The sequence below is a fragment of the Vibrio sp. S/42/10 genome, from assembly GCF_029890535.1.
Classification (GTDB): domain Bacteria; phylum Pseudomonadota; class Gammaproteobacteria; order Enterobacterales; family Vibrionaceae; genus Vibrio; species Vibrio cyclitrophicus.
This window is the reverse complement of record NZ_JAKMZC010000012.1, coordinates 43,623-65,023: the sequence shown is the minus strand read 5'-3', so window position 1 is coordinate 65,023 and position 21,401 is coordinate 43,623. Positions and strand designations below refer to the sequence as shown.

The window sequence follows — 21,401 nt, the reverse complement described above, 5'->3', positions numbered from 1 at the left end:
AATTACAACAATTAGCATCTTATGTACATGACCTTCTTTGAGCCCTTTATACTGAAGGCATGTCATTCATTTATAACAGAATGGACATAATAATAATGAAAGCAATTCCCTTAACCCTTGCAGCTCTATCTATCGTCAGTTACACGGCTAGCAGCGCAGAAGACACCACTCATATCAAACTTGCAACCACGACAAGTACTTATCATTCTGGTTTGCTCGATTACTTATTACCTGAATTTGAAAAGGATTCTGGTATCAAAGTCGACGTACTCGCTGCAGGTACAGGCAAATCACTTCGCATGGGCGAAAATGGTGATGTTGATCTTGTGATGACGCACGCTCCTAAGGCCGAAGCGAACTTCGTTGAAAAAGGCTACGGTGTTCTACCTCGCAAGCTGATGTACAACGATTTTGTTATCGTTGGCCCTCAAACGGATCCTGCTAAGGTTGCGTCTCAAGAAAACGTCGCTGAAGTATTCAAAGCCATTGCAGAAAACAACGTTACTTTTGTTTCTCGTGGCGACGATTCAGGTACTCACAAAAAAGAGATGGGTATTTGGGCTCAAACTAAAATGGAACCCAACTTCGGTGGTTATCGCAGCGTTGGTCAAGGTATGGGGCCTACCCTAAACATGGCATCAGAGATGCAAGGTTATACCATGACAGACCGCGGAACTTGGTTGGCTTACCAAAACAAACTTGATCTTAAAGTGTTGTTCCAAGGCGACAAAAACCTTTTCAACCCTTACCAAGTTATTTTGGTGAACCCAGAACGTTACCCAAGCATCAACTACCAAGCAGCGAAAGTATTCAGTGATTGGTTGGTGAACCCGAAAGGTCAAAAGCTAATCAACGACTTTAAGCTTCACGGTAAGCAGTTGTTTGTTGCTAGCGCAGAGTAGTCAACAAAGCACTATCCTTTACCAAGTGACATTAATGAAGAAATAATGTTCATGAAAGTTACTTGGTAAAAGCTGTTAGCTTTTGTTAACAACGACTCTTGCAAAAGACCACTTTAAGATACGATAGCTGACCAATTAAGCCTCAAGCAAATTCAGTCAGCTATGATTAAATCAGTCATACCTACTAAGACTTATTGTCGATCGAAACGAGATACATCATGACCTTATGGCAAACAACGCTTGATGCATTAAATTTACTAGTGAGCTTTGACTACGAATTGTGGAAAATCGTCGCGGTATCTTTCAGCGTGTCTTTGTCCGCCATTTCACTGGTGATCGTACCTGCAATCATCATGGCTTTTTTATTAGCGTACACAGAGTTTCCCGGGAAGTGGGCGCTGCTTTCCGTGATTAACACCTTACAAGCTATTCCGACTGTCGTAATCGGCTTGCTGATGTACATGATGCTATCGCGCTCTGGCCCTTTGGGCGATTGGCAACTGCTATTCACGCAACAGGCGATGATCTTAGGTCAGATGCTGATCTGTTTCCCGATCCTTGTCGCAATGATGCATGGTGCGCTGCAAGCCAGTGACCGTCGCGCGGTTGAAACTGCACGTACCCTGGGAGTATCAACCACTCGAGTGGCATGTACTTTAATTTGGGAAACTCGCTTTCCTTTAATGGCTGCCACCATCGCTGCATTTTCTCGCATCGTCACTGAAGTGGGCTGTTCGATGATGGTTGGTGGCAACATTATGGGGATGACAAGAAATATCCCAACGGCTATTGCCATGGAGAGTCATAAAGGCGCTTTCGCACAAGGTGTCGCGCTGGGTATGGTTTTACTTGCACTGGCATTAGCCCTTAACTTTTTTCTCTCTAGTGTGAGAGGAAAAGGCTATTTAAGAACTTAGGAACGCTGTCATGAGTATAAAAATAACAACGCAGCAAATCTCAATGCGCTACAAAGAGCGTGTTTTGTTCCATATTCCCGAATTGTCGATTGGCCCTAATGATGCCATTTATCTTAAAGGTGATAATGGCGTTGGTAAAACGACCCTACTTAAAATCTTGTCAGGACTTATCCAACCTAGCTCTGGACGCATTCAATCTCCTACCCAAAGTTGGCAGCAGATTTTATTCCCGAGACTGAAGTTCAAGGACATCATCTATTTACACCAAACCCCTTATCTTTTTGATGGTTCGGTGTACCAAAATGTCGCTTATGGTATTCGCTTTAATAAAGAGAGCCAAAAAGATAAGCGAGCTCAAATAATTAACGCGCTGAGAATGGTAGGTTTGGAAACCTTAGCAGACGAGCACATCTCTGTGCTGTCTGGTGGTGAACGTCAACGCGTTGCCATGGCGCGCGCTTGGATTCTAAAGCCCTCAATCTTGCTTATGGATGAACCAAGTGCCTCTTTAGATAAAGAATCTATTGAAAGATTGGTGATTATGGCTGAAGATCTTCTTCAGAGAGGCGCAAGTTTGGTCATTACTAGCCATCAAACCAACGCGTTAACCGATTTATGTAAGAAGCAATGGTGGATTAAAGACAACACTTTGACTGAATCACCGCTTCTGCAAATTATTCAAAAAAACAGAGCACAAGAGAATATTTATGCTGCTTCCCACGCAAACTAGTTGGGTTATTTTGGCTGGCGGACAGGCCAGTCGTATGGGCGGGAAAGATAAAGGACTCGTTGAGCTCAACGGGTCTCCGCTTATTCAATACGTAATTAATAAACTGTCACAGCAAGATGTCAGCATTACTATCAATGCCAATCGCAACCTAGACAGTTACCAGGCATTTGCTCCGGTTGTTTCCGATTCATTTCCTGACTATCCAGGACCTTTAGGTGGCATTCATGCTGGCCTTCAAAACGCGACCACAGATTGGGTCGGCTTTGTCCCTTGTGACAGCCCACAAATCAGTGACGACCTTGTTGAGCGTTTTTGTTCTGCAGTTAAAGAAGACAGTGACATTCTTGTCGCGCATGATGGCGAATTTAAACAACCTGTATTCACTCTATTCCACAAACGTGTTCTGCCAAAGCTAGAAGCGTTTTTGGAACGTGGTGATCGTAAGATCATCTTGCTATACAAAGAGTGTGTCACGGAATATGTCGATTTTAGCGATTCACCTAACTGCTTTGTTAATCTGAACACGCCAGAAGAACTCACCCAATTCGGAACGCTTCAATAATGAAAGATTCAACACAACGCCCTAACCTTCCTTTATTGGGCTTTGCTGCTTATAGCGGTACAGGAAAAACAACGGTACTTGAAGCTCTGCTTCCGTTATTGACTGAATCGGGTTTAAAAGTTGGTGTGTTAAAACATGCTCACCACGATTTTGATGTCGATAAGCCGGGTAAAGACAGTTACCGCTTACGTAAGGCTGGAGCCAATCAAATGCTGATCGCTTCGCGTAACCGTCACGTGATGATGACAGAAACGCCAGAAGCCGAAGCTGACTTTGATTACCTGCTGACTCGCTTTGATACCAACACACTTGATCTGATTTTGGTTGAAGGCTGTAAGAACATCGCTTTTCCTAAAATTGAATTGCACCGAGATGAAGTAGGTAAACCATGGTTATATCCGAATGATGACAACATTATTGCCATTGCTGCAGACAGACAAGTGGAATCCGAACTGCCACAAATGGCGATCAGCGACTTAGACGCGATTCGTGATTTCATCATCGAATATGCTCAGTCATTTGATTCTTCATCGACAACAAGCAAAACAGCGTCGTGTTCATCTTCAAAAGACGATACACCTGTTGTGTGCTGTGACTCATTCTCTCCTGCTGGCCTAAGCGTTACGCAAGGCCAACAAAAGATCGTCGATAGTATTGACGCGCTCGAACTCACAGAGAGTGTTGAATTACTACAAGGCTACGGCCGCGTATTGGCTGAAGATGTTATTTCACCAATCAATGTGCCTCAAAACATCAACTCTGCAATGGACGGCTACGCGATTCGCAGTGAAGACTTAGAATTGGATAGCTACCAACTGGTTGCTGAAGTTATGGCTGGCCATAGCTACGACAAAACCGTTAAACAGGGTGAAGCTGTTAAGATCATGACGGGCGCACCAATGCCAGAAGGCGTTGATGTGGTTGTTATGCGTGAGCAAGCCGTTCAAGAAGGCTACACAGTTAGCTTCCCTGGTGCTAAAATCTCGGTTGGACAAAATGTCCGTATGGCGGGTGAAGATTTAGAAATCGGCCAACCCGTCTTTACACGTGGCACACGCATCGAAGCACCAGAAATGGGCATGATGGCGTCGTTAGGTTTTGGTACATGTCCTGTTCTACGTAAAGTAAAAGTGGGCGTGTTCTCGACGGGTGATGAAGTTCAAGCGCCCGGTAGCGAGCAAAAACCAAACTCTATCTACGATTCAAACCGTTTTACTATTATCGGCATGCTTCAAAAGCTTGGCTGTGACATTGTCGATTACGGCATCATCGAAGATGACGAACAAAAGATGATGGATGTGCTTCATGCTGCGTCGTTGGAAACTGATATGGTACTAACGTCTGGGGGTGTTTCAGTTGGTGATGCCGACTACATTAAACTCGCGCTAGACAAACTAGGTGAAATTAACTTCTGGCGTATCAATATGCGTCCAGGTCGCCCTCTTGCTTACGGTAAGATTGAAAACAAACCATTCTTCGGTTTACCGGGCAACCCTGTCGCGGTAATGGTGTCGTTTATTAATTTCGTTGAACCTGCAATCCGTAAACTGCAAGGACAAACCAACTGGACACCAGTGAAAGCAAACGCGGTAGCGACTGAGCAATTACGTTCACGCCAAGGTCGTACTGAGTTCAGCCGTGGTGTGTTCTCGATGAGTGAATTTGGTGTGCTTGAAGTGAAAACTACTGGCAAACAAGGTTCAGGCATTCTGCGCTCTATGAGCGAAGCGAACTGCTTAATCGAAATCTCGCCAGCGGTTGATACAGTGAAAGTTGGTGAGACAGTCACGATTATTCCACTGCAGGGTCGTGTTTAATTTAAAGCTCATTAGCTTAAATTTGAATTAGCAGACTTTACTAAAAGATAGACGAAGCCCCTATATTGATCGTTCGATACTAAGGGGCTTTCTGTTTATTCGTTTCGTGAAAGACAACCTGTTCGTTTCCTGACAGACAAAAAGCTTAGATCGCGATAAGCGATAATCTTAAGATTTCTTACCATTGCCTTGAGCCACGTACGGTTTTTATGTAGAGTGCGCGCAAAGTAATAATTCTATTGGAGAGCATCATGGCTCGTACCATTCTGTACACTTATAAAGACGAAGACAAAGAGTTACTGTTTTCTAAACAAGAACACCGCACGATTCAAGAAGCTGTAGCGGCAGCTGAAGGTATCGACATCACTGAGTATCTAAAAACTGAGCAACAGCTTGAGTTTATTTCTGATACTAAAGCTGTTCGTAACTACCAAGATAACTATTTCCGTAAGCTTGGCTTTACCAAGCTTACGTTGAAGCAAAAAGATAACCTTGGTGTTGGCAAAAAGAAGAAGTAAGTCCTCTTGGAGCTTGTTTCTTTGCTGCTTCTAGCTTCTAGCAACAAAAACACTAAATCATAAAAAATGCCGCAACCTCTTTCGAGATTGCGGCATTTTTATTTATAGTTTTTAATCGCTTAACGTTAAGTTGAGATTACTTAATGTTAAGGAATGCAGCACCACGAACGCCACCTGAATCACCGTGTTTTGCTTTGATGATTTTCGGACATTTCGCCACAGGCAACAAGTATTTAGGAATACGTTTTGGCATCTCTTCGTAGATAAGCTCAAAGTTAGACAAGCCACCACCAAGCGCAACAACATGCGGGTCAAGCGCTGTGAATAGGTTTGCAAAACAGATAGCCAATAACTCCATGAAACGATCTACGTGCTCAACAGCTTTTGCTTCACCTTCGTTGTAAGCTTGAATGATTTCAACTGCTTTTTTCTTCTCACCAAAATAGTGATCATAAATCAGCTCAAAGCCACGACCAGATAGGTAGCTGTCTAGACAACCTTTCTTGCCACATCCACAACCTAGTAGCGGTGCGTTGTCGCCAAGGTGGAACCATGCGTCGATAGGAAGGCGCATATGGCCTAGCTCACCTGCCACGTGGTTACGACCGGAGAATACCTTACCGTCGAAGACTAAACCGCCACCGAAACCAGTACCAAGAATCAGGCCGGCAACTGAAGGTTCATCTTTAAGTTCGTCATCCCATGCTTCTGAAAGCGCAAAACAGTTCGCATCATTTTCGATTTTCACACTACGACCGATAAGCGCTTCTAGATCTGTACGTAGCGGCTTACCTGTTGATGCAGGTACGTTAACAACAAGCATAGTGCCATCGTCTGCGTTTTCCATGCCAGGAAGGCCAAGGCCAATTTTGCCTTCGCAAGACAGTTCGTTATCGTACTTTTTTACTAAACCAGCAATCGTATCAAGTAATAATTGATAGTTATCGGTTGGCGTCGGTACACGCTCTGTTGCCACTCGCTCAAGTTTCTCGTTGAATGCACCAAACTCAATTTTTGTGCCGCCAACATCGAAGCCGTAATACATGAAATCTCTCCAATTCTTCCCTAAATTCGGGCAAATAAAATTTTGTAAATAAACAACTAAGGAGCATTATCCATAACACTCCCCCTACAAACCGTGATAGATAACAAACTTATCTTGTGTTCGAGTCTGTTTGAACAACAAGTCAGCACATAGCGGTTAAAGGTTAGAGTGACTTCTCATTTTTGCTGTGTTCTATGAAAGCATTCAAGCTAGGTTTAGTCGGATCTGACTTATAACGCGTCTTACTTAACATGTAGCTTTCACGAAATACTTCAAACCAAAGTTGTAAAGTCTTCGCGCCCTCTTCTTCTCCAGCTTGCTTTAAAACTAAGCTGGCGACTTCTGCCGTTGAGAGGTGTTGTTCGTTATCTGACTTTCTCATCATGTATTGAGAAACCGATTCAGGCTCAATCGACAACACAGGTAAATCTTGCAGATACTCTGAACGGCGGAAGATGCGTCTCGCTTCACGCCAACTACCATCGATGAAGATAAGAAGAAGTGTTTTATTAGGATCGCGCATTTGTGGTAAATCTTGAACTACTCGCGTTTTGTCATCGGTGTAGCCTTCAGGGAATACAACAATGGGTTGATATTTATCATCCTTTAGAACATCAAGCATCTCTTGATTCGGCTCAGTACGGTGCCAAAGGTAGGCATAGCTGTCTTTGACCGTATCAACAATCAATCGGCCTGTATTGCTTGGCTTCAAGATTTCGTTGTCTGACAAGATCAACATCGTAGCGACATTCGTATCTATATTCGGTTGATGCTCGCAGATGCAGCTGTCTTGTTTTATTTTGCAGTATTCGCATCGCACGACTTTGCACCCGCGCGCGTTAAACGGCTTAGTAGCAATAGACAAGCGGTGTTGATATAAACGGTGAAAAGCGTGGATTCTCATGGATAATAACGATAGATCTAGAAAAGTTGCACGATTGTACTTACAGTGACCGTAGAATGATAGAAGGAATTCCCATGCAAGACCCATCACTGCTTCGCCTTGTTTGTTTTATTGTCGTTTTTGGATTATGTGCGATTTGGGAGTACCGTTTTCCACGCAAAACGCTAACTCAAAATAAGTGGTTCCGTTGGGGGAACAACTTTGCGTTGGTTGCACTCAACAGTTTTCTGCTAGCCACACTTATTCCTATTGCTGCATTCCAAGCGGCTGTCATTGCACAAGACAATCAATGGGGTTTATTTAATACCCTGTCACTTCCTAAAGAACTCGTTGTACTGATCTGTGTATTGCTGTTGGATTGCGCCATTTACCTGCAACACTTGGTGTTTCATCGTGTGTCTTGGCTTTGGAGATTACATCGAGTGCATCATGCCGACCTAGATATTGATGTCACAACAGGTACACGATTTCATCCAATTGAGATGATGCTTTCTATGCTTATCAAAGTGAGTTTAGTGATCACCCTTGGGGTTCCAGTGATTGCCGTGGTGATATTTGAAATTGTGCTTAACGCGAGCGCGATGTTTAACCACAGTAATGCACGTCTACCACTTTGGATTGATAAGCGATTGAGAAAAGTGATTGTGACACCAGACATGCATCGTGTTCATCACTCGGTCATTGTGAAAGAAACCCATTCTAATTTTGGCTTCTTTTTATCGGTTTGGGATATCTGGTTTAAGACTTATCGTGCCCAGCCTATGCTTGGACACGATCACGTCCACATTGGCGTGCCTGAGATACAAGATGGCAAAGAACAGAGATTGGATTTCATGCTGCGTCAACCATTTGTCCATTACCCACATTCAAGAAAATCAAAGTAGCGGTTTGTTTTCTACATGCCATCTTTCAATATAAGGCCCAAAAAAAGCAGGCGCTCAAACCATTTATTAGTCATTCCGCGCTAATAATGAGTTTAAGCGCCTTGCTCTTGGTATCGAGACGCTGGCTTGTTATTCAGAGAAATCTTTTCTAACTGGTTATCTACTTAATACGTACTTATGAAGCATCGCTTGTTGGTGCCCTGCAATGTCAGCAACTTGCTCTGAGCTTTCAATCATAGACTCTAGCTGTAGCTTAGTGTTTTCGCCCTGCTCTGACACGCGTGTAATGGAATGGGTTACATCAACAGTAGCGCGAGCTTGCTGTTCGGTTGCGACCATGATTTGCTCAACTCTACCTTTTATCTGGCTGACTGCTACGTCGATTTTCTCAAAAGCTTGTTTTACATCACCACTGGTTTTCAATGCATTAGCCATTTCGCTTCGAGACTCGCTGACTGACATACGAGATCGATCAGCTGCAGCCACCAGCTCATTCATCATGCTGCGAATATTGGTGGTTTGCTGGGATGTACCGCTCGCCAGTTTTCTTACTTCATCTGCAACCACTGCAAAGCCACGGCCCTGTTCTCCGGCACGTGCAGCTTCAATCGCAGCATTAAGGGCTAATAAGTTGGTGTTTTCAGCAATGCCACTGATCATATCAACCATTTCACGAATTTGTTTTACTCGCCCGTCTAGATCTGCCATCGATTCTTCGTTCAAGCTTAACGAGTGCTCTAATGCCTGAAGACGCTGTTGATTCAAGCCAACCACCTGACTTCCGGTGACCGATTCATCTTCCGCTAATTGAGCGTCATCGTTCGATGCATTCGAGATACGTGCAATTTCGCCTATAGAAGCTTCAAGTTGAGTAATCGTTGTGATCATGTTTTGCAGAGATTCATTCTGCTCGTTTAAGCTTGAATTCGTCTGCTCTGCAGCATCGTGACTAACTTCTGCTGTTTGATAAAGTGTTTCACAGTTTCGAGTGACCAAGCGAACTGAGTCGGCGGTGGAATCTACGACGGTATTTAACTGTGATGCGATAACCTGCAGCTCTAATGGCCCTACTAATTCGCTTTGTTTAGAAAAGTCATGTTCGGCGAGTAAATTCAGCTGCTGGGTAATGTTTTTTAAGCCTTTGTTGACCCAATGACGTAGCACAAGCCACGAAATAATAATGATCACAGCGATCACTAAACCGCTAGTGAATAACACCCTGTCAATGTTAGTGATGGTTTGGTTTACAATCAACTCACTTGCATCAATCAAGTGTGAAGCCGTCGATGATAATTGATTCAGTGTGCCGATAACCTTGTTCGCTAAGGTAATGACTTCAGCTAAATTCTGTTTTTGTTTTTCAGCTAACTCTAATTTCCAGAGGATCTGTTTGATCACCCCTTCTTCTGTGAATCCTTCTTTCACCATGTCATAAGGTGCAGTCAGGCTGGCAAACTCAACAATATCTGGATGCCATTCTGAAAAATCGTCGTACGCTAAGTTTATTCCTGCAATGCGATTTCTTAACTCTCGAAATTCATCTTCCGCTTTGTCTAAGTCAGATTGCATCAACAGCATTAAGAATGTGTTCGCCATTGCCGAAGCACTTGCCGTGAATCGGTTAGCGGCATCATGTGCTTCGGGGTTATTCTGAACTAAAAAAGAGCTAATACGATTCATTTCAGGCCCAATAGAACTAACACCGTAGCGAAACCCTCCTATTTGGCTATCAATGAGGTTTTGTTTACCTTGAATATCAATCTGAGCCAATAACACGCTGTTGGTCATATGTTGTAGCTGAGCCATATCATCAATCAGGCTTTGCTTTTGCTCTAGAGAAATCGCATCGGGGAAGGATTGAGAAATAAAAAGAAGTTCGTCTAGCGTTTGATTGCTCTCTGCAGCTAATTGCTCAATTGCTGATCGTGTCGTGTTGAGTGTGTCTAAATCGGTTGATTGCGTGCTGTAGGTAAGGAGTTTTACTTGTTCTAATACGCTCTGCGTCAACTGAGCGTTGTTTAGTGCTAGGGGCAATGCTTGTTCAGACAACGTATCAAAATGCCCTCCAACCCGCTCTACACCTCGAATACTGACCATCGATAAAAAGGTGACGAGCAAAAGAATCGAAATAAATACAGCAGTGACGGTTTGAATGAGCGAGAATGTATAACGTGAAGGTTTTATTGATAAATTTGTGTCGGGCATGTGAAATCCAGTTTGACTACGAAAAGAGATATCCTTAAGTTGTTCCGTATACTAGAAGTCGTTGATGACGTTTTTATTTCAGTTTTTTGTCAGAAGAGTTACATATGAAAATCAGAAAAATGCTTGCAGTTACAATAACTTTAGTAACATTGACTGCTTGTAGCTCTACGCCACCGCCTTTTAGTTACAATAAAGTACCGTCAAAACCCTTATCGAAATCAGAGCAAGCTACCGCAAATGCGTATTTGAGCGTGTACGAGCAATGGAAAGGTGTCCCTTATCATTTTGGCGGCACTTCATTTCGAGGAATAGATTGTTCGGCTTTCGTTCAAATCGCTGTTCAGAATGCAACGCAACAGGCTTTGCCGCGCACAACCAAAGATCAGAGTAAACAAGGTGTAGAAATTGCGTATGAGCAAGCAATAAGTGGTGACTTAGTATTTTTCAAAACCTCACCAAAAGTACGACATGTAGGTGTTTATCTGGGAAACAAACAGTTCTTACATGCATCGACATCTAAAGGTGTGATTATCTCAAGGTTGGATAACCCTTATTGGGCTTCGAAGTTTTGGCACTTTAGGCGCATATAACGCGTCAGTCTTTCGCCTCTTTGATAACGCTTACGACCCGGTGAATAGATGTACGTAAGAAGCACTAACGCTTAAAATATTAGTGCTTCAAATAGAGTCGTTCAAAATACTGGTGCTTAAAACTTCTAATGCTTAAAGAAATAAGCTCTGACGGTTAATCGTATTTAGCGACAGCAGTATCAAATAAGTTTTTAACTAAGGCGATGTATTCGTCTAGGAACACAATCTGCTCGTTAGTTGCTTTCTTTGCCCAAACGCCCGCAAGCACTTCACCTAAATCAGCGACTACGGCATCTGCTTCTTTCAACAATTGAAAGCGCACGCTAGAGTGCAGTTCAGGATTTTGTTCAAAGATAGCCATGATGTTGGTTGAAATCATGTCAGTAACAATGTCTTCTACACTTTCATTTCCTGTATCACCATTACTGTTGGTAAATACATCCAAATTGAACGATAAGTGCTCGATTAAAGCCAAATAGCCATCGGTTTCTACAACCACAATAAATCTCCGTTTTAAGCTCTAGAGCAGATTAATACGTATTAAGCTAATACTATGTAAATGAAGTCATTTGTCATCATTTTATTATCAAAAGTCGTATTTAAATGATCCCTGTTAGCATTTAAGCTCAAAATTGAATCAATATACAAATAAAGCCAGAAAGTTCGACTTAGCAATAGCTTTCAACATTTTTAAATACGCAAGAACATAAGTTTTGCTATCCATGACTTACCCTAGCATGAGTACCTACTAAAATTTAAGCGTAAACAATAACAACCCATGCGCACTTTTCTAGTTAGTAGCCTAACATTGAACGTCAACTGTGAGGTTTATTCCAAAGTGCATATGGCTACCATTTGTCATTTTTTATCGAGTTATCAATGGTATTGAATTAGCTTGAGTTCACAGATTAGCCAATTCATTCATCATAAGAAGGCTTAGAATTAAGAACATTGACTAGTGCGTCTATAAATCGCTCAGTTTTATCCTAAACTATTGTTAATCAACAAACCGTATTTCTAACCAACCGTTCTTTGAGGATTTCCTATGTGGCAGGCCATTTCTCAACAGCTTTCAGATACACTTTTATTCAACTTTCAGATCACTGAACGTACTAAGGTTTCTGGTGGTGACATTAACGATTGCTATATGATTAGCGACGGCAATGAGCGTTATTTTGTTAAGGTAAATCAACGAGAGTTTCTACCTAAATTTGAAATAGAAGCTGAGAACCTGCGCTTATTAAGAGATACCTCCACCGTTTATGTACCTGAGCTTGTGCTTATTGGTAAGACTAAGGAGTGCTCGTTCATTATCCTGAATTACTTGCCAACTAAGCCGCTTGAAACTGGCAATAACAGCTTTGATTTTGGTGTACAGCTTGCCCGACTTCATCAATGGGGAGAGCAAAAAGAGTTCGGTTGCGATCAAGACAATTACATAGGCATTACTCTTCAACCTAATCCGTGGCATAAAAAATGGGGACGTTTTTTCTCTGAACAACGTATTGGTTTCCAACTTCAGCTGTTGAAAGAAAAAGGCATCGAATTTGGCGACATTGACGATATAGTCGACATGGTGAATATGCGACTAGCGAGCCGTAACCCACCCCCTTCACTACTTCATGGCGATCTTTGGAATGGTAACGTGGCTAATTCAGCGTTTGGCCCTATCTGTTACGACCCTGCATGTTATTGGGGTGACCATGAATGTGATATTGCATTAACAGAATTGTTTCATGGGTTCCCTCAAGAGTTTTATGAAGGCTATCAAAGCGTCATGCCTTTGGACGTTGGCTATACTGATCGAAAAGACATTTATAACTTGTACCATCTTCTCAATCACTGCAATCAATTTGGCGGCGAATATTTAGCGCAAACCGAAGCATGTATTCAGAAGATTCAAGCCGTTTAGTACCAATCATGGTGGTTGGCCAAAACGATTCAAGCTATCACGATCGATATAAGCGACTTAGGTTAGTATCAGTTACAGTGAGGAGAACTTGCCATGCATAAATACACAGAAAAACACATGTCCTGCCCTCATTGCGGGCATGCAATCAGCATAACGCTCGACGCCTCCAATGGCAGTCAGGATTTTTACGATGACTGCCCCGCTTGCTGCAACGCCATTCACTTGGACATGCAGGTCGACGAAGTTAGAGATAGGATAAACCTATCGATTGATGCCGATGACGAACAGGTTTTCTAAAAAAGGTTTGCTAACAAGTATGACTGTTGCCACATACCTAAAGTCATACTAGCAACAACAAAGCTAAAAAGAGCACATCAAGTGCTCTTTTTATTGTTTAAGCCATCGAATGATACAGCTTGTGATTTTCACTAGTTATTCAGCCGCCAGCTTCAACTTTTATTCGTTTAACCATCATAGTTAAACGTGCAAGCCAGCCTAAAGCTAACGGTTCAGGCTACTTTTTGTTCGCCATAACACGTTCAACGGTATCGACGATCGCTTGTGTTTGAGGGTCGAATTCAATATTGACCTCATCTCCGACTTCACGTCCTCCAAACAAAGTTCGATTCAATGTTTCTGGAATGAGATGCACAGAGAAACGGTTGTCTTCGACTTCACCAATAGTCAGTGAACATCCATCAACACCAATGTAGCCTTTACTTAGCACGTACTTCATCGACGCTTCAGGCATTTCAAACCATAGTGTACGGTTGTTTTCCGTTTTGATGACTTCAACTAGTTTTGCCATTAGCGTAATGTGTCCGGACATGCTGTGGCCACCAATTTCATCACCGAACTTAGCTGCACGCTCTACGTTTACTTCTTCCCCAATATTCAACTGACCGAGATTAGTTAATCTTAACGTTGCTTGCATTAAATCAAACGCAACACGGTTTCCTGAAATTTCAGTTACCGTTAAACAACAGCCATTGTGAGCTACTGAAGCACCAATCGCTAAGCCCTCTACCATTTTGTCTGTCAACTCAATGGTATGGGTTTGAAACGACTCTTTTTTGTTTATCGCAACCAGTGTTGCCATACCTTGAACGATACCTGTAAACATAAGATTCCTATTTAGCATTTTAGTAACAGTTTTTCATAGCAGTTATTGTGACATTTCTTTATGATTCGTCCAGTGGAAGCTTAATGATCAGCGTCTTTGATTTCTTCAGAGTGTCCATTCCCACATTTTCAATCTAATTTAATCTCTAATCTGGAGTAATTTGTGCATCGTTACAAAGAAGAAGCCTTGAATCTAATCAAACTTGCGACCCCAGTGTTGATCGCATCTGTGGCACAAACCGGAATGGGTTTTGTCGATACTGTGATGGCAGGTGGCGTAAGTGCGATTGATATGGCCGCAGTATCTATTGCTGCGAGTATTTGGTTGCCTTCGATTTTGTTCGGTGTCGGCTTGCTGATGGCATTGGTCCCTGTTGTTGCTCAACTTAACGGTTCTGGTAGACAAGCAAAGATTCCATACGAAATTCAACAAGGCATAGTGCTTGCGTTAATTATCTCATTACCAATCATCGGTGTACTGTTCCAAACTCAAGCAATACTTGAGCTGATGGATATAGAAGTCTTAATGGCGAAAAAAACCATTGGCTACATGTATGCAGTCATGTTTGCGGTACCAGCCTTCTTACTTTTTCAAACTTTGAGAAGTTTTACTGACGGCATGTCTTTAACGAAACCCGCGATGGTCATTGGTTTTATCGGTTTGTTATTGAATATCCCGCTCAACTGGATGTTTGTATACGGTAAGCTTGGCGCACCGGCTCTTGGTGGTGTTGGCTGTGGCGTCGCAACCGCTATCGTATACTGGATAATGTTTGCTCTGTTGTTTGCGTATGTGCTGACTTCAAAACGACTAGCGAAGATCAACATCTTTGGTCAATTCCATAAACCAGAGTTAAAGGCACAAATTCGACTGTTCAAACTCGGCTTTCCTGTTGCTGCTGCTCTGTTCTTTGAAGTGACCTTGTTTGCTGTTGTTGCGCTTCTGGTCGCTCCATTAGGCTCATTGATTGTTGCTGCGCACCAAGTTGCGATCAACTTCTCGTCTTTGATATTCATGATTCCAATGAGTATAGGCGCTGCTGTCAGTATTCGTGTTGGTCATAAGTTAGGTGAAAACAATACCGAAGGCGCAAAGATTGCTACACATGTTGGCATCATCGTTGGTTTGGTGACTGCATTGATGACAGCGGCCCTGACAGTGTTGTTCAGAGAGCAAGTATCATTGCTTTACACAGAAAACACAGCAGTAATCACCATTGCAATGCAGCTGCTTATTTTCGCTGCGGTTTATCAATGTACTGATGCAATTCAAGTGATAGCTGCGGGCGCTCTTCGTGGATACAAAGACATGCGATCGATTTTTAACATTACTTTCGTCGCATACTGGTTACTTGGCCTACCGATCGGTTACATTTTAGGTATGACAGATTGGATTGTTGAACCAATGGGCGCTCACGGCTTTTGGATTGGTTTCATTATCGGTCTAACATCAGCCGCTATTATGCTAGGCATGCGTCTTCATTGGATGCATAAACAGGATGATGACGTGCAGCTCGAGTTTAGTTCTCGTTAATTTAGCTCTCAACAAACAGCAAGAATCGATACCGCATATAAAAAGAGCTCTGATTTACAGGGCTCTTTTTATAAGGTAAGTGTAGACAGGCATTTATTTTTAAGTCGATATAGCATTTGTCGGGTCACTATATCGAGTATGTCTTAATATTCACTTTTCTCTCTGACAAAACGCGCAAATTTGGGCTTGCCATTTTGAGTGAATCCGTTGTATCGAAAGGTAATTCGACTACCAATCTCTGGCGGCGCCAATCTCAATTTATCGCTAAACCCGCTTCCTATGTAAAACTCAACACCCTCTTCGGTATGAACCAGTATCGAACCCATCATTCCTTTGTATTTACCCGTCCCACCTTTATAGCCAATCACCGTTGCTTCGGCATCGTGGTGCCTTTTCAATTTCAACAAATCATTACTTCGACCTGCTTGATAGCGACTGGTGATTTTACGCAGCATCAAACCTTCACCATTACGTTCATCCACATTGTCTAATTGGTGAAACAAGGTCTCTTCGTTATGAATTGGATAATGCTCGACATAACCAACGTGGGACTCATTAATCACACTGACCCAATGAATAATATTGTAATAGCGTTTCTGATAATCACCTGCTGCGCCAGGCATATCAAACAACATAAGATCAATCTTTCTCCATGCGGTATCACTGGGTATATGATCCAAAACAGTTTGTTGAACGATATGAAAATTACCTCTTCCAGCCCACAACTCTCCTTCTAACTGAACTTTTGGCAGTTTTTCTATAAACCAATTAGGTGCATAAATTCGGTTGCCATTGCGAGTATAAAGATATTCGCCATCCCACAAGGCTCGAATACCATCTAGCTTTTCACTGGTCCAGTATTGAGAAACATCGATGCCTTGCTGGTAGTTGTTGGCTAAAACCAAGTGTTCTGGTGGTAAGTAAGAAGAATGAGATGTGAATGAACAAGCCCAAAGGGTCGCAATCGCCAATTTCGTTAATCTCATTGTTTGCTCTCTTTTTATCCCAAGTACGCTATATCCTAAATGGTCCTTAGTTTCAGTATGTGGTATTTAATTAAAGATGCGACTCAACCATCAACCTTATTCGGACTAGCGTTTCATTCGCAAAACTAATTGGTTATAGCTCTCAAAAAGCCACTCATTTTTAGTTCTCAGAATGAGAATTTAACTTTCTCAATATGATAACCAATACAAACACCAATTTAAGCTATTGAAAATAAACAATATAAAAGTTGGCATATTACGTGCTCTTGTTAACTCATACATTCAAGGAGATAACGCTATGGAATTACGTAAGATTGACTTAAACACAACCACATTGACTCTTTCAATTTTTGGTAACCTAGACGCAGCGGGTAGCCGAGATGCTCAAACCGATATTGATGATGTTATTTCAAACGATGGTCACCAAGAAATCGAAGTTGATTTCAGCCAAGTTCAGTTTCTTGATTCATCAGGCGTGGGGGCTATTGTATACATGTTCAAACGTCTTACTGAGCGAGAAAGGAACATGCGCTTAGAAAATGTATCAGGCCAACCACTTGAAATCATGAATTTATTACGCATCGGTCACGCGATCCCAGTTAACTCAAAAAATCCTACTAATTCATGAAGATCCACTAAGCTAGAAGTAACAAAAAATAATAATAAAAAGAAAAAACAAGGACGTTGGCATGAAAATACTGAAAAACTACATAGCCCTTTCTCTGTCTGCTCTACTTCTGGGTTGCACAAGCTACCCAGAACATGGTACCGGCGGATTAGCTGAAAGTTACGATTCCACAAACTATCAAAATTCAGATTTCTCGCCTGTTATGCCAGACGAACCTCTAGGCCCAGAACACGGCCTGCGTTTCGATTGGCAACTAGCAAAACTCCATCTAGATGCCCTAATACAAGAAGGGGCACGTTGGTGCTTCCCTGCGGCTGTCGTTCAAGCTATCGAAAAACAAAACCGTATCGCTCGTGAACTGCAAGGCGGATTGCTGTTAGATGCAGCTAACGATTTGGTTATCCAAAGAAAGCGCTTGAATGAACTGGAAGTTCAACTTGATTACGTGACTTCTCAAGCGCGTTGCGAGCCACCTAAAAACGAAAACCAATTCCGTATGCAACTTTCTGTCATTCAGCAACTGTACGATTTACTCAACGTCGACAACCAATTCGCTGAAAACTCAACTGAAGTTAACCCAAAATACATGGGACGACTTGCTGAAGCGACCAACCTATTGAAAGAACACAAATCGCTGGACTTAGTTGTCACTGGTCATGCCGATGCTTCAGGTCCTGAAGAATACAACGACAAATTGGCACTGGGACGTGCTAAACAAGTAGAACGTTATCTAACTATATTTGGGTTAGATGCTCTTAGAATTAAAGCTGTTTCTGTTGGTGAAACCGTACCACTTTTCGAAGGTGAAACAGACGGGACACACCTGACCAATCGCCGAGTAAGTATTGAAATTATTTCGCCTGAAAATGCTGAGAAAATGGGAGGTGCGCTATGAAAATTATAATGACGCTGATTTTCAGCATCTCGCTTTGTTTTTCGACACTGACCACTGCTGAAGATGAGTTTACAGGTGCAGTACAAGTGGGCGATCTTATTCAAGTTAATGTACCTGGTGAAAGCACTTTGAACACAGGCTTCCAAGTCGACAAGCGCGGCCGAATTACCCTTCCTGAAGTTGGCACTGTGTTTGTTGCGGGTTACGACAATGACCAATTAAATAAAGTAGTGTTAGAGGCACTGGCAACCGCTTACAAAGATCTATCAAACGCTTCCGTTTATGTGAAAGAACAGCAAATTATTATCTCTGTCCAAGGTTACGTTGAGCAACCTGGTGAGTACACATTGTCACTGGGTTCTAGCATTCAGATGGCATTGTATGCTGCGGGTGGTTTACGTCCCGGTGCACAATTAGACAAACTCATCCTAAAGCGTGGCTCCGATAACACAGAATTTAACTACAAACGTTTCTTAGATTCAGGGGACGAATCAACTCTTCCAACCCTTCAATCGCTCGATTCGTTGTTTGTTCCAGCGTCTCCTTTAGTGGGCAACATTGAACAAGAGTTTGATGCCGCGAAGCTTGCTAACTCAGGTGATAGCGCTGATTCTCGTAACTCTATCAAGGTTTTTGGTGAAGTAAATGCTCCAGGCTCTTTTACCTATAAAGAAAACTCAGACTTAGTCGACGTATTGATGCGATCTGGTGGCGTAACGCGTTACGCAAGTGTCGAGCAAATCCGTGTTATCTCGAACAACACACCGACTCTGTTCAACTTAAAGCGCTATCTAGATTCTGGCGATGAAAGCATGCTTCCAATTCTCCGTCCGGGTTCAACGGTTTTTGTCCCTAAACAGGAAGAAGAGATTAAATCTGGTGCGAACACGGTTTATGTCATGGGTGAAGTTGCTGCGCCTGGTGCTTTTGAAGGAAAAAAAGGCGCGACCTTTATGGATATATTGGCTAACGCAGGAGGCCCTACTCGCTTTGCTGAATCGAGACAAATCCGTGTGATCAAATCCAACGGTCGCGTACTTAAGTTCGATCTGGCCGCTTATACAGAAGGTCTTGCAAATTCAGCTCCCCCTTCAATTCAAGCGGGTGATGCGATTTTTGTTCCTGAGAAAACAGACATGAACGAAAAATCATGGTTAAAAATCACACCAGACAGAGCCGTTAACGTGATTGGTGAAGTGAACCGACCTGGCCGTATCGAATGGTCAGATGAAATGAACTTCATGGGCTTGTTAGCACATGTTGGCGGTCCAACACTACGTGCAGACACCTCAAAGATTGAAGTTGTGACAGGTAGAAAGTTAGTTGTGTTTAATCTTGATGAGTTCATTAAAAATGGCGCACCGCGTGATCAAATGCCTTATATACGAGCAGGTTCTATCGTAAGAGTGCACGACTTACCACAAGACCCATCCGACAATAAATCACAATGGGTACGTCAAAGCTCAGACGCTTCAATCTACATTTTTGGACAAGTGAATGCGCCAGGTCGTTACCGCTTTACAAAAGACATGCACTTCTTAGATATCTTGTCAGCAGCTGATGGTCCAACTAAGGACGCTGACATACATAATGTTCGTGTTACACATCGCGATAAAACTTATTCTAAGGTCAGTAAACTGAACCTGTCGCTGTATTTTGAAACAGGTGATGAATCGTTACTGCCAAACGTAACTACTGGGGATACAATCTACATCCCAGAAAAAGGCAAAAACTGGTTAGATACACCAAAAGAAGAGACGGTTCGTGTCCTTGGTGCCATTAACAACCCTGGTCGATATGTGTTTAATGACAACATGACCATTCTTGATATCTTGGCCGAAGCCGCAGGCCCTACAGACAGTGCTTACGTAGAAAAAATTACCATTGTGAACATGTCTTGCTGCCAAGGGCAAGCTCGCACCTTTGACCTTGTTGAATTTAGTAAAACTGCCAATATTTACAACCTACCGGTGCTGCGCGCAGGAGACACGATTTACATCCCTGACCGCCGTGAAAGCTTTATTGAAAAAGCACGTGTAGGTTTAGACGACATCTTACGCATCACGACCACTATCGTCCTAATAGGAGCTTTATAATGACTATTTCAGCAACACATGCCGAAGTTGAACAATTGTACCTAGCTTCAGAACTTAACGATCAACGTTCAATTTGTGTCACTGCTTGCCACTCTGGTGACGGCGTAACATCTGTTGCTACTGCACTTGCAGAGCGTTTCTTATTGGCGGGTCATTCGACTCTATATGTTGATCTTAACTTGTTTAATCCCGCTTTTAAGAATGTGAACGTGCTTGAAGAAGATCAGTCGGGGCAACTTATTGAACACATCGAATCACAGCGCATGTTCATAGGCGTCCCAGCTCCGGACGTGGTATCGACTCAATTGGCATATAAAGACCCAGCAACGCTTCAAAAAGCAGTGACTCAATGGTTAGAAAAGTATGACCGTGTGATCGTTGACACCTCACCTTTGCTCAATATTAATAAAGGCAATATTCCAGCTCAATCGGTTGCGAGTGCTTGTGATGGTGCGCTGCTGGTTGTTGCTTACGGAGAAACATCAATCCATCACCTTGCTCAAGCGAAGAAATTACTCGAAGCGAAGAGTATTTCTATGATGGGTTGTGTGATGAACATGAAACAACACCCTAGTTTTGCTCAAGAGCTTGTTAGACAGGTGAATCGGATGAAGTTTATCCCTCAAAAAGTTCGCGACAACTTGGCGAATAGACTTCATCGCAATGAATTCTTGAATTTACCAATGTGATGGCCTAATTCTTCAACAGAATTAGGTTTCGGCACCATTTGTATCAAATACTTCGAGCTCGTCAGATAATAAGATTTAAATAGCATTTACTCGCTGCCATTCTAAAGTGACAGAGACCTGTTTAGTCGTTTCCCTTTACTTTTCACTCAAATCAAAATTGATAATTTTTGCCGAAATTAACTGTTAAAATCAGATTTTAAAGCACATTCAACGCATTTCACACTCGCCAATCATGGTCTTAGCACCTTCAAATCCACTCTAAAATCAACACCTCTGTGCCTAATTTCGCTGGAATGTGACCCAGACTGTTAAAGTGCCACGTAGATCGCATCAAAGATGGAATTTGTACGATTATTCCCTAAGATTATAAATAGAGGTGGTTTTTGACGAATTTGTAATAGTTTGACAAAGTTATCCGATGGCTGTGAAACACAGTGGATGAATCAAGCGAATCACACTTATCTG

21 protein-coding genes are annotated in these 21,401 nt (G+C 42.5%); 15 read left to right on the top strand and 6 right to left on the bottom strand.

Features of this window, described 5'->3' with window-relative positions:
- Positions 1 to 95: 95 nt before the first annotated feature.
- From L8S15_RS14125 to L8S15_RS14100, 6 genes are all read left to right on the top strand, one after another.
- The gene (locus L8S15_RS14125) at positions 96 to 902 is read left to right on the top strand and encodes a substrate-binding domain-containing protein (protein ID WP_016768075.1); all 807 of its coding nucleotides are present in this window, start codon (positions 96 to 98) and stop codon (positions 900 to 902) included.
- 218 nt (positions 903 to 1,120) lie between these two features.
- Positions 1,121 to 1,819: an ABC transporter permease gene (locus L8S15_RS14120; protein WP_016784878.1), complete on the top strand. Its 699-nt coding sequence runs from the start codon at positions 1,121 to 1,123 to the stop codon at positions 1,817 to 1,819.
- Between the two features lie 10 nt (positions 1,820 to 1,829).
- Positions 1,830 to 2,549 carry an energy-coupling factor ABC transporter ATP-binding protein gene (locus L8S15_RS14115; RefSeq protein ID WP_010440897.1) on the top strand — a complete coding sequence of 240 codons (720 nt, stop codon included), beginning with the start codon at positions 1,830 to 1,832 and terminating at the stop codon, positions 2,547 to 2,549.
- Entirely contained in the window at positions 2,527 to 3,111 is a 585-nt protein-coding gene (gene mobA / locus L8S15_RS14110) for a molybdenum cofactor guanylyltransferase MobA (RefSeq protein ID WP_010440899.1), read from the top strand. Before L8S15_RS14115 ends, mobA begins: the two co-directional genes overlap by 23 nt.
- The gene (locus tag L8S15_RS14105) at positions 3,111 to 4,928 is read left to right on the top strand and encodes a bifunctional molybdopterin-guanine dinucleotide biosynthesis adaptor protein MobB/molybdopterin molybdotransferase MoeA (protein WP_280573725.1); all 1,818 of its coding nucleotides are present in this window, start codon (positions 3,111 to 3,113) and stop codon (positions 4,926 to 4,928) included. The genes mobA and L8S15_RS14105 overlap by 1 nt, the downstream gene beginning before the upstream one ends.
- A 251-nt stretch (positions 4,929 to 5,179) precedes the next feature.
- Positions 5,180 to 5,446: a DUF2960 family protein gene (locus L8S15_RS14100; RefSeq protein ID WP_004733780.1), complete on the top strand. Its 267-nt coding sequence runs from the start codon at positions 5,180 to 5,182 to the stop codon at positions 5,444 to 5,446.
- Positions 5,447 to 5,582: 136 nt separating this feature from the next.
- Here L8S15_RS14100 and nagK read toward each other — a convergent pair whose 3' ends face one another.
- Both nagK and L8S15_RS14090 read right to left on the bottom strand, forming a co-directional pair.
- Positions 5,583 to 6,491 (bottom strand): N-acetylglucosamine kinase, encoded by a 909-nt coding sequence (nagK, locus tag L8S15_RS14095; RefSeq protein WP_146493351.1) that lies wholly within the window; start codon positions 6,489 to 6,491, stop codon positions 5,583 to 5,585.
- A gap of 163 nt (positions 6,492 to 6,654) precedes the next feature.
- Positions 6,655 to 7,395 (bottom strand): tRNA-uridine aminocarboxypropyltransferase, encoded by a 741-nt coding sequence (locus tag L8S15_RS14090; protein ID WP_171343986.1) that lies wholly within the window; start codon positions 7,393 to 7,395, stop codon positions 6,655 to 6,657.
- A 74-nt stretch (positions 7,396 to 7,469) separates the two neighbouring features.
- Between L8S15_RS14090 and L8S15_RS14085 the strand changes: the two genes are divergently transcribed.
- On the top strand, positions 7,470 to 8,279 hold the full coding sequence (locus tag L8S15_RS14085; protein WP_016784874.1) for a sterol desaturase family protein: 810 nt from the start codon (positions 7,470 to 7,472) through the stop codon (positions 8,277 to 8,279).
- Positions 8,280 to 8,435: 156 nt separating this feature from the next.
- Here L8S15_RS14085 and L8S15_RS14080 read toward each other — a convergent pair whose 3' ends face one another.
- Entirely contained in the window at positions 8,436 to 10,484 is a 2,049-nt protein-coding gene (locus L8S15_RS14080) for a methyl-accepting chemotaxis protein (RefSeq protein ID WP_280573721.1), read from the bottom strand.
- A gap of 104 nt (positions 10,485 to 10,588) precedes the next feature.
- Between L8S15_RS14080 and L8S15_RS14075 the strand changes: the two genes are divergently transcribed.
- Positions 10,589 to 11,074 carry an NlpC/P60 family protein gene (locus tag L8S15_RS14075; protein ID WP_016768083.1) on the top strand — a complete coding sequence of 162 codons (486 nt, stop codon included), beginning with the start codon at positions 10,589 to 10,591 and terminating at the stop codon, positions 11,072 to 11,074.
- A gap of 154 nt (positions 11,075 to 11,228) precedes the next feature.
- On the opposite strand, the gene L8S15_RS14070 is transcribed toward L8S15_RS14075, so the two are convergent.
- Positions 11,229 to 11,573: a DUF3802 family protein gene (locus L8S15_RS14070; RefSeq protein WP_010440912.1), complete on the bottom strand. Its 345-nt coding sequence runs from the start codon at positions 11,571 to 11,573 to the stop codon at positions 11,229 to 11,231.
- Between the two features lie 546 nt (positions 11,574 to 12,119).
- On the opposite strand from L8S15_RS14070, the gene L8S15_RS14065 reads away from it, so the two are divergent.
- Together L8S15_RS14065 and L8S15_RS14060 are read left to right on the top strand one after the other, a co-directional pair.
- Positions 12,120 to 12,986, top strand: coding sequence for a fructosamine kinase family protein (locus L8S15_RS14065; RefSeq protein ID WP_010440913.1), 867 nt, complete (start codon positions 12,120 to 12,122; stop codon positions 12,984 to 12,986).
- 93 nt (positions 12,987 to 13,079) lie between these two features.
- A complete protein-coding gene (locus tag L8S15_RS14060) occupies positions 13,080 to 13,283 on the top strand; it encodes a CPXCG motif-containing cysteine-rich protein (protein WP_280573717.1) in 204 nt (67 codons plus the stop codon).
- Between the two features lie 217 nt (positions 13,284 to 13,500).
- Here the strand turns inward: L8S15_RS14060 and L8S15_RS14055 are convergent, their stop codons facing one another.
- Positions 13,501 to 14,109, bottom strand: a complete 609-nt coding sequence (locus L8S15_RS14055; protein ID WP_280573715.1) for a riboflavin synthase subunit alpha — start codon at positions 14,107 to 14,109, stop codon at positions 13,501 to 13,503.
- Positions 14,110 to 14,271: 162 nt separating this feature from the next.
- On the opposite strand from L8S15_RS14055, the gene L8S15_RS14050 reads away from it, so the two are divergent.
- Positions 14,272 to 15,642, top strand: coding sequence for an MATE family efflux transporter (locus tag L8S15_RS14050; RefSeq protein ID WP_010440918.1), 1,371 nt, complete (start codon positions 14,272 to 14,274; stop codon positions 15,640 to 15,642).
- 143 nt (positions 15,643 to 15,785) lie between these two features.
- On the opposite strand, the gene L8S15_RS14045 is transcribed toward L8S15_RS14050, so the two are convergent.
- A complete protein-coding gene (locus L8S15_RS14045) occupies positions 15,786 to 16,628 on the bottom strand; it encodes a DNA ligase (protein ID WP_102286226.1) in 843 nt (280 codons plus the stop codon).
- Between the two features lie 298 nt (positions 16,629 to 16,926).
- Here L8S15_RS14045 and L8S15_RS14040 point away from each other — a divergent pair, with 298 nt between their 5' ends.
- The 4 genes from L8S15_RS14040 (at position 16,927) to L8S15_RS14025 (ending at position 20,936) form a co-directional block, all read left to right on the top strand.
- Positions 16,927 to 17,256 carry an STAS domain-containing protein gene (locus L8S15_RS14040; protein ID WP_010440922.1) on the top strand — a complete coding sequence of 110 codons (330 nt, stop codon included), beginning with the start codon at positions 16,927 to 16,929 and terminating at the stop codon, positions 17,254 to 17,256.
- A gap of 61 nt (positions 17,257 to 17,317) precedes the next feature.
- Positions 17,318 to 18,151, top strand: coding sequence for an OmpA family protein (locus tag L8S15_RS14035; protein WP_016790727.1), 834 nt, complete (start codon positions 17,318 to 17,320; stop codon positions 18,149 to 18,151).
- Positions 18,148 to 20,247, top strand: coding sequence for an SLBB domain-containing protein (locus L8S15_RS14030; protein ID WP_016795303.1), 2,100 nt, complete (start codon positions 18,148 to 18,150; stop codon positions 20,245 to 20,247). Before L8S15_RS14035 ends, L8S15_RS14030 begins: the two co-directional genes overlap by 4 nt.
- Positions 20,247 to 20,936: a tyrosine-protein kinase family protein gene (locus L8S15_RS14025; protein ID WP_010440929.1), complete on the top strand. Its 690-nt coding sequence runs from the start codon at positions 20,247 to 20,249 to the stop codon at positions 20,934 to 20,936. The genes L8S15_RS14030 and L8S15_RS14025 overlap by 1 nt, the downstream gene beginning before the upstream one ends.
- The last annotated feature ends 465 nt before the right edge of the window (positions 20,937 to 21,401 follow it).

Coding starts and splice junctions, on each gene's coding strand:
- L8S15_RS14040 (WP_010440922.1), top strand. CDS start 16,927: ATGGAATTACGTAAGATTGACTTAAACACAACCACATTGACTCTTTCA.
- L8S15_RS14035 (WP_016790727.1), top strand. CDS start 17,318: ATGAAAATACTGAAAAACTACATAGCCCTTTCTCTGTCTGCTCTACTT.
- L8S15_RS14045 (WP_102286226.1), bottom strand. CDS start 16,628: ATGAGATTAACGAAATTGGCGATTGCGACCCTTTGGGCTTGTTCATTC.
- L8S15_RS14085 (WP_016784874.1), top strand. CDS start 7,470: ATGCAAGACCCATCACTGCTTCGCCTTGTTTGTTTTATTGTCGTTTTT.
- L8S15_RS14075 (WP_016768083.1), top strand. CDS start 10,589: ATGAAAATCAGAAAAATGCTTGCAGTTACAATAACTTTAGTAACATTG.
- L8S15_RS14025 (WP_010440929.1), top strand. CDS start 20,247: ATGACTATTTCAGCAACACATGCCGAAGTTGAACAATTGTACCTAGCT.
- L8S15_RS14100 (WP_004733780.1), top strand. CDS start 5,180: ATGGCTCGTACCATTCTGTACACTTATAAAGACGAAGACAAAGAGTTA.
- L8S15_RS14030 (WP_016795303.1), top strand. CDS start 18,148: ATGAAAATTATAATGACGCTGATTTTCAGCATCTCGCTTTGTTTTTCG.
- L8S15_RS14125 (WP_016768075.1), top strand. CDS start 96: ATGAAAGCAATTCCCTTAACCCTTGCAGCTCTATCTATCGTCAGTTAC.
- nagK (WP_146493351.1), bottom strand. CDS start 6,491: ATGTATTACGGCTTCGATGTTGGCGGCACAAAAATTGAGTTTGGTGCA.
- L8S15_RS14115 (WP_010440897.1), top strand. CDS start 1,830: ATGAGTATAAAAATAACAACGCAGCAAATCTCAATGCGCTACAAAGAG.
- L8S15_RS14065 (WP_010440913.1), top strand. CDS start 12,120: ATGTGGCAGGCCATTTCTCAACAGCTTTCAGATACACTTTTATTCAAC.
- L8S15_RS14105 (WP_280573725.1), top strand. CDS start 3,111: ATGAAAGATTCAACACAACGCCCTAACCTTCCTTTATTGGGCTTTGCT.
- L8S15_RS14055 (WP_280573715.1), bottom strand. CDS start 14,109: ATGTTTACAGGTATCGTTCAAGGTATGGCAACACTGGTTGCGATAAAC.
- mobA (WP_010440899.1), top strand. CDS start 2,527: ATGCTGCTTCCCACGCAAACTAGTTGGGTTATTTTGGCTGGCGGACAG.
- L8S15_RS14080 (WP_280573721.1), bottom strand. CDS start 10,484: ATGCCCGACACAAATTTATCAATAAAACCTTCACGTTATACATTCTCG.
- L8S15_RS14090 (WP_171343986.1), bottom strand. CDS start 7,395: ATGAGAATCCACGCTTTTCACCGTTTATATCAACACCGCTTGTCTATT.
- L8S15_RS14060 (WP_280573717.1), top strand. CDS start 13,080: ATGCATAAATACACAGAAAAACACATGTCCTGCCCTCATTGCGGGCAT.
- L8S15_RS14120 (WP_016784878.1), top strand. CDS start 1,121: ATGACCTTATGGCAAACAACGCTTGATGCATTAAATTTACTAGTGAGC.